10 protein-coding genes are annotated in these 12,734 nt (G+C 49.6%); 2 read left to right on the forward strand and 8 right to left on the reverse strand.

The features are described 5' to 3' along the window. Positions 1-20: 20 nt before the first annotated feature. The 7 genes from R7V76_RS02455 to R7V76_RS02485 all read right to left on the reverse strand — a co-directional run bounded on the left by R7V76_RS02455 (position 21) and on the right by R7V76_RS02485 (position 7,768). Positions 21-1,955, reverse strand: coding sequence for an ABC transporter permease (locus R7V76_RS02455; protein ID WP_318091148.1), 1,935 nt, complete (start codon positions 1,953-1,955; stop codon positions 21-23). Beyond that, positions 1,921-2,685, reverse strand: coding sequence for an ABC transporter ATP-binding protein (locus R7V76_RS02460; RefSeq protein WP_318091149.1), 765 nt, complete (start codon positions 2,683-2,685; stop codon positions 1,921-1,923). The genes R7V76_RS02455 and R7V76_RS02460 overlap by 35 nt, the downstream gene beginning before the upstream one ends. Beyond that, complete coding sequence (locus R7V76_RS02465; RefSeq protein WP_318091150.1) at positions 2,678-3,670, reverse strand: sensor histidine kinase; 993 nt, start codon at positions 3,668-3,670, stop codon at positions 2,678-2,680. The genes R7V76_RS02460 and R7V76_RS02465 overlap by 8 nt, the downstream gene beginning before the upstream one ends. Further along, positions 3,667-4,353: a response regulator transcription factor gene (locus R7V76_RS02470; RefSeq protein ID WP_290827721.1), complete on the reverse strand. Its 687-nt coding sequence runs from the start codon at positions 4,351-4,353 to the stop codon at positions 3,667-3,669. Before R7V76_RS02470 ends, R7V76_RS02465 begins: the two co-directional genes overlap by 4 nt. Before the next feature lie 82 nt (positions 4,354-4,435). Further along, entirely contained in the window at positions 4,436-6,352 is a 1,917-nt protein-coding gene (locus tag R7V76_RS02475; RefSeq protein WP_318091151.1) for an ABC transporter permease, read from the reverse strand. Beyond that, positions 6,339-7,100, reverse strand: coding sequence for an ABC transporter ATP-binding protein (locus R7V76_RS02480; RefSeq protein ID WP_318091152.1), 762 nt, complete (start codon positions 7,098-7,100; stop codon positions 6,339-6,341). Before R7V76_RS02480 ends, R7V76_RS02475 begins: the two co-directional genes overlap by 14 nt. A 164-nt stretch (positions 7,101-7,264) precedes the next feature. Beyond that, positions 7,265-7,768: a PTS sugar transporter subunit IIA gene (locus tag R7V76_RS02485; RefSeq protein WP_012371363.1), complete on the reverse strand. Its 504-nt coding sequence runs from the start codon at positions 7,766-7,768 to the stop codon at positions 7,265-7,267. Between the two features lie 175 nt (positions 7,769-7,943). Between R7V76_RS02485 and R7V76_RS02490 the strand changes: the two genes are divergently transcribed. Next, the gene (locus R7V76_RS02490) at positions 7,944-9,650 is read left to right on the forward strand and encodes a M3 family oligoendopeptidase (RefSeq protein WP_318091153.1); all 1,707 of its coding nucleotides are present in this window, start codon (positions 7,944-7,946) and stop codon (positions 9,648-9,650) included. Further along, positions 9,651-9,875, forward strand: a complete 225-nt coding sequence (locus R7V76_RS02495) for a hypothetical protein (RefSeq protein ID WP_318091154.1) — start codon at positions 9,651-9,653, stop codon at positions 9,873-9,875. Here R7V76_RS02495 and R7V76_RS02500 read toward each other — a convergent pair. Further along, positions 9,859-12,660 (reverse strand): putative bifunctional diguanylate cyclase/phosphodiesterase, encoded by a 2,802-nt coding sequence (locus tag R7V76_RS02500; protein WP_318091155.1) that lies wholly within the window; start codon positions 12,658-12,660, stop codon positions 9,859-9,861. The genes R7V76_RS02495 and R7V76_RS02500 overlap by 17 nt on opposite strands. Between the last annotated feature and the right edge of the window lie 74 nt (positions 12,661-12,734).

Here is a 12,734-nt window from a genome sequence, read left to right on the forward strand (position 1 = left end):
CCCTCCTCGCTATGCTATTATCATACCCTCGAATCCGGTATCGGATACATCGAACTTTCGCACGATTTTTTTAATAAATAGCGCGGATAGCGGACCCATAACGGCAGGATACTGATGAAATAACAGCCGGTGACGATTCCGATCCAGGTGAAGGACAATGGAAGAAACGGACCAATCTCGAGTCCTCCTTCCGATATGATGACTTGAAAGAGCAACCAGGCATGAAAAATCGAAATAAAGTACGGAACCATCAACACCGTACCGTATTTGATGAACAGGAAACGGCGAATGCTCTCTTTACTGAAACCAAGCGCAAACAGGGTCTTCAGCCGTTTTTGTTCACGCTCCGCCGTCATTTGCATCCAGACGTGCAGGAAGCTCGCATTGATGACAAACAGCCAGACCGTCAACAGGATGACGACGAACGAGACAAGACGGATGATCCGGATCCCGTCCAGTTTATCTTCCGTCTCATTGATCAGTTGATAAGGAACCGGTGCTTTTTTACCGAGCTCCGTTTTCGATTGGATGTCGCGGACGATCGACATCCAACTCGTCCAACGGTCCGTCCCGTAATCGGCGTACGAAGGTGTATCAAAGACACGGATCCGGGCAGACGGACGATTCATCGTCGCAAAAGCCCGGTCACTGACGACGAACAACGTTTCAATCCGGTCGTTGTATCCGAATAACAGACCGTGCTCGGCCATCGGCTCCAGCTGATAACCGGCTTGCTTCATTTCCGATTTTGCTTTTTTCATCGTCGGCGTCACTTCCTTGACTTGAACCGGACGGGCCGGAATCATAAACGTCTGTTTGTCCGTCAACAACGTCCGTTGCTCGTAACCTAAATGCTTCATCAGCTGATTGTAGTCCGACAACGGAATCACGTACCGGCTCTTCACACCTTTGAGCCGGACATCCTGCCGGTATTTATCCGGAAACGCTTTTGTCATCGTCCGTTCCAGCGTCTCCAGACGACCGGACGGAACAGAGGATTCTTCGTAATAGACCAGTCCGAACTGATTGTCAGACGAGAGGTCAAACGCGATCATTTGAAAAATAAAGATCAGACCGACAGCCGTCAAGGCACAGGAGGTCAAAATTGTCCCCAACGCAACCAATGTACTGTTCGTCCGTAATTGAACCGCGATTTCCGAGACGATTAACTTGCGTAACGACAACCGGCGGGGCCGGTAGAGTTTGAGCGCGACCGGAATGACGTGACGGCAGAAAAAGAACGAACCGACGAAGATGATGAATGGAAAGACAAACAGAAAGTTATCCTGCCGCGTCAATGCCATGAAATAGCCGTAAAACAGGATCAGTACGGCCGTTCCCTGCATCGCAAGACCGAACCGGACACGAAGCCGGGAACGGATTCGGACAGGCCGGTCCGGACGGAATCTATAAATCGCGAGGACCGTAGCAATCAACAGTGTCAACATCGCTCCGGCAATCAATACTAAAAAAGAAAGAACGGAAAGCTCAATCGTCAGGCGCGGTAAGAACATGACTTTTTCAATCGAAAGTAACATCAGCTTCGTCAGGACAACGCCGAGCGTGATGCCGCCGATAATCGCGAGCCCGCCGACAATCAGGATTTCAATCATAAAGTATTTCAGAAAATGTGAAAATCCGCTCCCGAGCGTCCGCATGATCCGCAAGTCGTTTTTCCGGTGCTCGAGCATCGTATAGGTCGTCGAATAGATGAATAAAATGCTGAAAAATAGAATGATGACTTCCGCAATGAACACAAAGATCATCGTAAATTCAATGACCTGATTCAGTTGGCTCAGGACTTTGGCAATGTTCTGAAACGATTCGCTGACGACGAGGTTCCAATAACTGGTTGCAATCGTCATCGCGACGATGATCGTCAACGCATAGCCGTAATAAAGACGTTGATAACGTCTGATGTTACGTAGGGCGTATTGCAGATAATTGATGTTCATCCCCTCCTAATAACGAGAGCGATTCGATGACACGCTGGAAAAAGACCCGGCGCGGTTCATCGCGGAACAGTTCCGTCTGAATGCTGCCATCCTTCAGGAACAGGACATGATTGCAATACGAGGCGACCGTCGGATCATGGGTGACGATGACCATCGTCATGCCGGCCGCATTCAATTCTGCCAGCAACTCCATGACGTGTTTCGTCGCCTGAAAATCAAGTGCCCCCGTCGGTTCGTCGGCGAGCATCAGACGCGGTGCATGAATCAAAGCCCGTCCGATGGCGGTCCGTTGCCGTTGCCCGCCTGAGACCTCGTCGACTTGTTTATCAAGCAACTCATCAATCTGTAACCGTTTTGCGAGATGCTGCATCTCTTCCCGGGCTTCCTTCGTTTTTTTACCGCTGAGCATCAAAGGAACAAGCATATTCTCAGCTACCGTCAACGAATCGAGCAGGTTGAACTCCTGAAAGATGATTCCGAGCGTCTCGCGCCGGAAGCGGGTCGTTTCTTTCCGTTTAAACGTCGCCGTATCGATGCCTTGAATCGAAATCGACCCCCAGCTCGGTTGATCCAGCGTCGCAAGCAGATTGATCAAGGTCGACTTGCCGCTGCCGGACGGTCCCATGACGGCGACCATCTCCCCTTCTTCCACGCGAAAATTAATATCGGTCAACGGCTGTTCCGTCACCTTTCCGGGATAGACTTTTCCTAACTGTTTGACTTCAATCATCTTGTTTCCCTCCCACAAGCGTCAGACGACAGGTCGTCCCGACCCCTTCCGTGCTGTCGAGTTCAATCGTATGGCCGAGCTTCAGGCAAATCTGACCGACGAAGTACAATCCCATTCCGGTTGATTCGCCGTAACGCCGGCCGTTTTCCCCGGTGAAGAAGGCGTTAAAGACACGCGGCAGATCGCGTTTCGGTATGCCGACACCGTCATCCTCAATCGTCAGCACGATTTTCCCCGATTGTTCGACGGCACGGATATAGACTTCATGTCCGTGACCCGCCGTATATTTGACGGCATTCGTCAGCAATTGCAGGACCACGAAACGGAACCACTTGGAATCGGTATAGATATACAGCTCTGGAGCAAGCTCAAGCTTCGGATACACTTTATTTTTGACGAACAGCCGTTTTTCCTGATTGATGATGCCCGTCACTAATGTCCGCAGATTTAGCCGTTCCGCCTTTAAGTCCGTCTCGATCGCTTCGAGGCGCGACGAATACAACATCTGATCCAGTCCGATCCGCAACCGGTCGACTTCATGGCGTAAGTCCGCCTGGAACTGTTCGCCCGGATGTTCCAGTATCAACTCGATGACCGACAGCGGCGTCTTCATTTGATGAATCCATTGATCGACATACCGGTGCCGTTCCTTTTCCTTCCGTCGTTCAGCAAACAAGCTGTTTCGAAAGACGGTCTGTTGACGCTCCAAAAAATGCTCGACGGCTGCTGCCAGCGGTTCATCACTGTCCGCCCGGATCGGTTCCGCGACCGACTCAATCGGTGTCTGCAATCGTTTGAGCAACGGTAACATACTGAAAAAGCGGTAACTTAAATAAATCAGCAAAGCGATTGCATTCAAGAGCGCGATGTAAAAAAAGGCCGCCGGACGATAGAGGTCGTATAACCACAGGATAAGAAACAAGGCTATCATCTGCCCGCTGAAGAACAGAACACCCGGAATCGTATGTTTGAAGAAAAGTCTCATTTGTCGAGGACCAATTTGTAGCCGACTCCCCGGACCGTCTCAAGGCCGCCGATGCCGATTTCCGCCAACCGTTTCCGGACACGGGTGATGTTGACGTTCAGAGTATTTTCGTCGACGAACGCTTCATCATCCCAAATCCGTTCCAGCAAGTCACCCCGACTGACGATCCGCGGGCTCACCGTCAACAACATCTCTAAAATCAAGCCTTCTTTTTTCGACAGCTCGATTGACCGGTCCTCGTGCTCGACGATATACCGGTCCAAATATAATGTCAGTCCGGCACGACTGACCGTCCGCTCGTCACTTTCCTGCGACAATGTCCCGTAAGCGCGTCGGATTTGACTTTTGATTTTCGCGATGACGACGGCTCCCTGGAACGGCTTGACGATGTAATCATCCGCACCATATTCGAGTGCCATGACTTGATCCATCTCCCCGACCCGGGCCGAGATGAACAGAATCGGCGCCCGTGTCTTCATCCGGAGCTGGCGGCACCAGTAAAATCCGTCAAACTTCGGTAAATTGACATCAAGCAGGATGACGTCCGGTTGCGTTTCTTCGAATCGAGCGACGACGTCTCCTAATCCATCTTCATGAATGACGTTAAAATCATACCGTTCCAACAATTCTTTTAATAACAGTGCAATCTGTTGATCGTCTTCTACCAATAAAATCGTTTCCATCTGCAGATTCAACTCCTTCTTCTTCCATGATACCGAACAAAAAATGGACTGGAAACGATTAATCGTCTCCTGTCCATTTACATTAGATGACAATCCGTCGATATGCGCGTACCGTGACGAGATAGTACACGAGATAAACGACGGTATAACAACCGATTGCAAGCGACATCGGTAACCGCAAATCATAGTTTAATAATTTTTCCAGAACCTGCATCGCAAACAGGCTGTGAACAAGACCGAGCAGATACGGCAGGACGAACATGAAGCCGACCGACCGCCGAATGATACCGGTCTGTTCTTGCTGATCGACGCCGATCTTTTGGATGATCGTAAACCGTTGTTTCGATTCTTCCGCGTCTGCGAGCATCTTAAAGTAGATGATTGATCCCGTCGCCAGTAAAAAGACGAGTCCGAGGAATCCAGCGGCAAAGGCAAGCAGGCCTGTCGTCGCCGTCGTCATGGCATAGACCGGATAATAAGCCGCCATCTCCGTCTCCGCTTTTTTGCCGTACAATTGCTCTAGTCGTTCGATCAGTCCGTCATCCGAACGTTCGTCCGAGAACTGATAGTTTGTCAGCATCGCTGCTTTTTCCGGCATCATGGCAAAGGTATCATCCGAAACGGCAAAAGCCAGTCGTTTTTCCGCATAGAGTTGAGTGAGTGGTAAATTCGTCGCACCGGTAATCCGAAAGGACGAGTGAGCGTCTTTAAACGTCACCCCTACTGGTGACTTGACCGATTCCTTCAGCAAATCGTTTCCTTTGAACGTCTCAAGCACGATCGCTTCTCCTGCTTCCGGTTCCGGCAACTGCTTCTTCCCGTTGCTCTTGGCCAACTTCTGATAATCAGAATAACTGATGTAGCTGAACTGTCCCGGCTCGCCGTCAAATCCGAATGTCTGATAGGACATCGTAAACGACAACGGATTCGGTAACTCCTTCAATGGATGATTCACCGTCTTGACGTTGACCATCGTCCGAGATTCAATCGTTTGGTCGGATGATCGGATCAATTTTTCGGCCGCCTGTTGCTGGCTTGCAATCGATAAACTGTACGGCATCTGTTCCTCGACTGTCCGGTCAATATAATAATAAATCGACGTCGCGGTTCCGACCGTCGTCAAAGTGACGGCTGTGATGACGGTAATCGTCGACAACATGACGGCATTCGATTTAATCCGTGACAGCAGCTGACCGTGTAAGATCAGGTTCGTACCGCGATAATGGCGAACACGGTTGCTGAGGACACGGAGTAAAAAAATCGTGAAGTAACTCATCGTACCGAACGTTCCGACGATGATACAGAGCATCAAGACCGGCGCAACGATTGTAAAGTGTGCGAGTAATGGTTCCCCGGTCAAATAATACCCGACACCAATCAACAGGACGGAAACGAGAGCCAGGACCGGATGGACTTTCGGAATCGTTTCGACCTGCTGCTTCGCCTTAAACAACTCGATCAGGGTAAACCGGTAAATCGTCCGGGCTGACCGGAGCGCAATTACAAGGAAGATCGTCAAAAAGACGACAACCGTCTGACCGATTGCTCCGGCATTGATGGAAAAATCGGCTTCAATCGTCATTCCCATCACGTAGGCCAACAGTTGAACAAAGTATTTCGAGGCAATCGTTCCGAGTGAAACACCAATCAACAAACCAATCAGTCCATACCCCATCGTCTCAAGAAACAGCAATTTGGCAATTTGCCGGCGTTCGAGACCGAGCAGTGCATACAGCCCGATTTCCTGTTTCCGGCGCCGCAGGAAAAAATCACTCGAATACCAGATGAAGACGGCGGAAAAAAGAGCCAGGATGACGCTTGAACCGGTAAAGACCGTCCCGAGTTTTCCATATAATTCATTAGCTTGTAACATCGCCTCATTGGAACGGATGGCTAAAAATGTGTAATAAATCAAAATCGCGAACGTGACGGCGCCGAGATACATCATGTTCTGCCGGATGTTCTTTAAATTCCGGAAAGCTAACTTAAACAAGTTCACGGACCGCACCTCCGAGTTCACGTTGGACTTCCATGATCTGTTCGAAAAACTCCTTGCGTGTCCCGAACTGATGAATTTCCCGGAACAACTCTCCGTCTTTGACGAACAGCACCCGTTCCGCGTACGATGCGGTCACCGGATCGTGGGTCACCATTAAAATCGTTGCACCCTGTTCATTCAAGCCGACCATTGCTTCAAGCAGACCGGTCGCTGATTTCGAGTCGAGTGCTCCGGTCGGCTCATCCGCTAAGATCAGTGACGGCTGATGAACGATGGCGCGTGCAGCAGCCGTCCGTTGTTTTTGACCCCCTGACAGTTCAGACGGCCGTTTCGCGAGTAAATCCTCAATTCCAAGCTCCCGGGCGACGGATGTGACCCGGACGAGAATATCGGCTTTCGGCATTTGTTGTAACGCCAGCGGTAAGGCAATGTTTTCTTCGACCGTCATCGTATCGAGCAGGTTAAAGTCCTGAAAAATAAATCCGAGCTGTTCCCGCCGAAACCGGGCCAACTGTTTTTCTTTCATCCCGGTCACGTCTTCTCCATTGATATGAATTGTCCCGTCCGTCGGTTGGTCAATGGTCGACAAAAGATTTAATAAGGTCGACTTCCCTGCGCCTGACGGTCCCATGATACTGACGAACTCTGCGTCGTGAATCGTCAGTGTCGTCGGCCGGAGTGCCTCGTGCCGGGCATTTTTCGTATGATAGACTTTCGTGATCTGTTCTGCGTGTAAGATGGATTTCATGATGTGTTTCCTCCCGTATTCTTGATTTTGCTGTCAGTATACCGGGCAAGCCGTCTTTCACAGAATCGGTCAGACTTTCATTCACCTTACAAAATAGTAAGTTCGGGTAGGAGACGACAAAAAAGTCCCTTCGTCTTAGACGGAGGGACGTATTCGTTACATAATTATTTATGTGTTGCTTTGAAGAGTTCTGTTTCGCCTGCGACGACAGATGTTCCTTCAGCCGGTACTGCAGAAAGTGTAAATTGATCGTGGTTTGTCACGATGATTGGTGTGATTGTAGATGGTGCGTTTGCACGGATGAATTCGAGATCGAACTCAACAAGGACGTCACCGGCTTTCACTTTATCGCCAGACTGAACGTGTGCCGTGAAGCCTTCACCTTTAAGGTTAACTGTGTCTAATCCAACGTGGATCAACAACTCAAGACCGTCTTCGCCTTTAAGACCAATTGCGTGTTTTGTCGGGAAGATTGTTTCGACCGTTGCGTTGATTGGTGAAACGACTTTACCTTCCGTCGGCTCGATTGCGATACCGTCACCCATCATTTTTTGCGAGAAAACTTGATCAGGTACGTTCTCGATGCTGACGATTTTACCTGTAAGGGCAGAAGCGATTTTTGTGTTTCCTGCGTCATTACCACCAAACAATTTTTTAAAGAATCCCATGATACTATCCCTCTACTTTCTCGATCGTTTTCTTCTTATAAGAAGATTCGATTTTTTTATAGGAGCCAGTTAAATGCAAACTCGCTCACGTTCTCACAAAAAGCATACGTTTGTAACTCTGGTTTTGCAAGTATTTTTGTGTGATAATAGTTAGAAATCACAAGGAGGCGCTTACATGTTAACATTTTCAGAACTTACATATGTCCGTCCTGACCTGAACGTCCTTGAAACTTCTATGCATGCTGCCATCGACCGCTTGCGTGAAACAACAGATGTCGATACAGCAAACAATGCCATCTCTGAGATTAATACCCTTAGAAATCAATTTGAAACAGCCAGTCAGTTGGTGGAGATCCGTCACACGATCGATACGCGTGACGGTTTCTACGAAACAGAGCAGGGTTTCTTTGACGAAGCCGGTCCGGTTTACCAAGGATACGTCTCGAGTTATTATCAGGCACTGACGACTCATCCTCTCCGTTCTTCGCTCGAATCGACATGGGGCAAACAGCTTTTCTTACTTGCGGAAGCCAGTCTGAAAACATTCTCTGACGCCATCATTCCGAAACTCCAGGAAGAAAATCGCCTGGCCAGTGAATATACGAAACTGATGTCGGCGGCGCAAATCGAATTCGACGGCAAAACGTTGAACTTATCCCAGTTCGGTCCCTATCTCCAGTCAGCCGACCGGACTGTCCGAAAAGCTGCTTCTGAAGCACGCTACGGCTATTTAAAAGAACATGGTGACGCCATCGATACGATTTACGACAAACTTGTCCATGTCCGGACCGATATCGCGAAGACACTCGGTTTCCCGTCGTTCGTCGAACTCGGATATGCCCGGATGTTGCGTGTCGATTACGACCAATCGATGGTCGAAAACTACCGGGAACAAATTCTCGAGACAATCGTCCCGATTGCGACATCTCTCAAAGAACGCCAGCAGCGCCGGATCGGCGTCGATTCCCTCTACTATTACGATGAAGGATTTGCTTTTAAAACCGGCAACGCGACACCGCAGGGCGAAGAAGCATTCATCATCGAAGGCGGGAAAAAGATGTACCGCGATATGTCACCGGAGACAAATGAGTTCTTTGAATACATGCTTGAACGCGGTGCGCTCGACTTAACGGCAAAACCGGGTAAAGCGGGCGGCGGCTATTGCACGTACATCGCTGATGAAAAACTTCCGTTCATCTTCTCGAACTTCAACGGAACGGCCGGTGACATCGATGTCCTGACACACGAAGTCGGACACGCGTTCCAGGTCTATGAAAGCCGTCATTTCACCGTGCCAGAATACGGGTTCCCGACGTACGAAGCCTGTGAAATTCACTCGATGTCGATGGAATACTTTGCTTACCCGTGGATGGAAGAATTTTTCGGCGATCAGACGGCCAAGTACAAGTTCAGTCACCTTGCAGGCGGCGTGACGTTCCTGCCTTACGGAGTCGCCATCGACGAGTTCCAGCACGTCATCTACAATCAACCGGAACTGACACCGGCTGAACGTCGGACGGCATGGCGTGACATTGAGAAGAAATATCTGCCGCACCGGAACTATGAAGAAAATGATTATCTGGATTCAGGCGCTTGGTGGCATCAACAGGGTCACGTCTTCGGCAGCCCGTTCTACTATATCGATTACACGCTCGCGCAAGTCTGTGCCTTCCAGTTTTATGCCTGGATGGAGCAAGACCGGGAAGCTGCCTGGAAATCGTATCTTGAACTCTGTAAAGCGGGTGGATCGGAAAGCTTCCTGACACTCGTTGAACGTGCCGGACTGAAATCACCGTTTGCTCCGGGAACCGTCGGGGCAGCCGTCGAACCGATCAAAGCTTATTTATCCGAAACGGATGATCTCGCACTCGATCGTCTTTGATTGATTCGCCGAAAAGACGGTCTGTTTCTTAATGAACAGACGTCAGGCTTGCAACTGAAGTTAACAAAACGAACCGTTGGATCCAGGAATCTGGGAAATCCTTCGGTTCGTTTGTTGTTTTTACGGCAGGACGTTCCGACTCCACTAAAAAAAGTGACCGCTCCCGATACAGCCGGGAGCGGTCACTTTTCGTATGCGGATGAACGGATCATCCGGACTGTTTGATATCTTCTTGATAACGGTCATACCAGATTTCGAATTCCTCAGCCGGAATCGGACGGGAGTAATAGAAACCTTGACCATACTCACAATCGAGCTTTCGTAAGTTCTCCCCCTGCTCGGCCTGCTCGATCCCTTCCGCCACGACATCATACTTTAACGTATGGGCGAGTCGGATAATCGTCTCAATCAACGGTGCGTTCGAACAGGCATCCGTTCCACTGATGAACGAACGGTCAATCTTTAGTCGTTGAATCGGCAGACGGCTCAAATACGACAAGGACGAATAACCAGTCCCAAAGTCGTCAATCGCCAGACGGTAACCGAGGTGATGTAGCGTCTGCAAGGCATCAAAGACCCGCGTATCGGAAAAGACACCAAATGACTCGGTAATTTCCAGCTCCATCCGTTGTTCAATCCCGGGATACCGATCCCGGACATCCGTCAACAACTCAACGATCCGTCCGGAGACCAGTTCTTTGACCGAAAGATTGGCGGACACACGAAGTGATTCAAGCGGTGTCCCTTCCCATCGTCTGACCTGATTGACGGATTCCTGGACCACCCACATTCCGATTTCTTCAATCAACATCGACCGTTCAGCAATCGGAATGAAGACGGCCGGACTGATCATCCCTCGCTCCGGATGGAACCAACGCAACAAGGCTTCGCATCCGTCGACGGTCTTCGTCTTCAGGTTGACTTGCGGCTGGTAAAACAGTTGCAGTTCGTTCCGGGCAATCGCTTCCCGCAACTCGGCTTCCAGAACGACGGATTCCCGGTATTCTTCACTCATCCAGGACTCAAACCAGATCGGTCCACCGGTCTGTTCCCGTTTCGCATGTTGCATCGCGATGTCGACGGAAGACAGCAACGACGTCACTGCGACCGCATCATCCGGATAACGGACCATGCTCATACTGATACTGACATCGATTTTTTCACCGTCGATCCGGTAAGGACGTTCCAAAATCGTTTTCAGATCGCGGTAATCGACAATCTCCTGTTGGAAAATCAGGACGGCAAACTCATCGCCGCCAATCCGGGCTGCCGAACCTGTGCCGATGAAATGGTGACGCAAGCGGTTTGCCAGTTCTTTTAGGATTTGATCACCGGCACTATGTCCGTAGATATCGTTAATCCGTCTGAACTGACGGACGCCGATCGTCACCAGTTCTCCCGGTTGCGGCGCAGCGATGGCTTCCTCCATCTTTTGCTCAAACCCGTTCCGGTTCAACAAAGAGGTCAGCACATCAAACAGAGCCAGTTGCGTGATCCGTTCTTCCCGTTTAAATTGATCGGTCTCATCATGACAGGTCAGATAAAGTGCCGTTCCGTTGCCGTTTTTCGAGGGAACATGAATGATATTGACGAACATGTTCCGAATATCCTGCTTGAAAATCATCTGGCATCGGATGGTCTGGCTGTACCCGTCAATCGCCCGAATGAGCGCCCGACGGACGCGGTTTAAATCGGCCGGATGTATCAGTTCTTCGATCGTCATCAATTCAGACGACTGGGCCAACTGTTTAAAACGGTCGTTCCCGCTGAGCAGTTGAAAATCAGACGAAAGCGCAACAATCGGATTCGTATTTTGCGAAAATAAAGATTCGATTTCCGCTTTTTTCTGTTTGATTTCCATCGTTTTTTTATCGTTGTAATCGAGTAACCCGGAAATGATTGTCGTCATCGTCCGGTACGCTTCGACGACCGGGTGGAAGTCGTTTAATTCCGGCACCTGATGATGCGACTGTTTCGGACCTTCTGCAAAAAAGTCAGCTTCCGCCTGCAAAATATGTAAGTCCTTTCGGAATGCCCGCAATAGTGATAAGGTCAGCCAAAGCAGGAGCAGAATTAGACAGCACGTCGCAATGAACATCAGCCAGGCATTTCGGATCAGCGTATTTCCATGATCCGTCATCTCGGTCTGGACATCGTCAATCCCTTGATCAAACGATCGGTACATACTTGTTTGATAGCGATCCACCACTTCGTCCATCGTTCCATATTGTTTCAGTTCCGGTTGATTGATGGTCGCATCAATCATTCGTAAATAGGCGTACATCTGATTGCTCATCACGGAGATATCACGGCGAAGCTCTTCACCCTCCGGGCGCATTGTCGCGTAGAAGGACTGAATCAAGGCGTTGTTCCGTGAGTTCAGCTCCTGGCGTGTCTGACGAAGGCGCAACAGATCAATCGAATTCAATTGCTCCTCCTGGTTAATGCTCACTAAGAACTGTCCGGCCCGGCCAAGCTCTTCCTGCATCAAAAAGAGGTTCGAGAAAAACGTATAGTAGGTCCCGGTCTCGCCGCTCAAATACAGTTGGTTGAACAGGACTTCACTTTTATATGCAGTCGCTGCCTGAAAAAATTGATGCTCTGACTGATATCCGCCGGTCTGCAGACGATTGATTTCAGATAGGAGTTCTTTTTGAGCAGGTCCCTCCATCTGGAGATCTTTAATCTGCCGGCCAAGTGCCGTCAGTTCGGTTTTCGTTTGCTGCCACGTTTCGGCCCGTGCCGGAACGGTATCGCCCGTTGTTTCACTTAAGGTGAGGTAATACTCATTCGTCACACTCCGTTCGACCTGATTGAGTCGTTCAAAAATATCCATCATTTCGCTTGAGCGTTTAAACTGATATCCTTCTTCCAGATTCTTAACCAGTTGTTGCGTCGCAATCAACAACGCTAACAGACCAATAACTGAAATCATCCATGAGAACGTTTTGTAGTAGGAGCGTTTTCGGAATGCTTCTACGATGGAGACTGGTGATAAACGTCGCAACACATCGTCCTCCCTAACTTGTCATTATGTTTCTATATCGTCCCGTCGGACCGGTTCGTGAAGTCAAAAGCAGTTAA

The organism is Exiguobacterium artemiae (genome assembly GCF_033342815.1).
Lineage (GTDB): Bacteria > Bacillota > Bacilli > Exiguobacteriales > Exiguobacteriaceae > Exiguobacterium_A > Exiguobacterium_A artemiae_A.

Bases quoted from the DNA above. Each gene is read 5' to 3' on its own strand.
- R7V76_RS02455 (WP_318091148.1), bottom strand. From the start codon at position 1,955: ATGAACATCAATTATCTGCAATACGCCCTACGTAACATCAGACGTTAT.
- R7V76_RS02460 (WP_318091149.1), bottom strand. From the start codon at position 2,685: ATGATTGAAGTCAAACAGTTAGGAAAAGTCTATCCCGGAAAGGTGACG.
- R7V76_RS02465 (WP_318091150.1), bottom strand. From the start codon at position 3,670: ATGAGACTTTTCTTCAAACATACGATTCCGGGTGTTCTGTTCTTCAGC.
- R7V76_RS02470 (WP_290827721.1), bottom strand. From the start codon at position 4,353: ATGGAAACGATTTTATTGGTAGAAGACGATCAACAGATTGCACTGTTA.
- R7V76_RS02480 (WP_318091152.1), bottom strand. From the start codon at position 7,100: ATGAAATCCATCTTACACGCAGAACAGATCACGAAAGTCTATCATACG.
- R7V76_RS02485 (WP_012371363.1), bottom strand. From the start codon at position 7,768: ATGGGATTCTTTAAAAAATTGTTTGGTGGTAATGACGCAGGAAACACA.
- R7V76_RS02490 (WP_318091153.1), top strand. From the start codon at position 7,944: ATGTTAACATTTTCAGAACTTACATATGTCCGTCCTGACCTGAACGTC.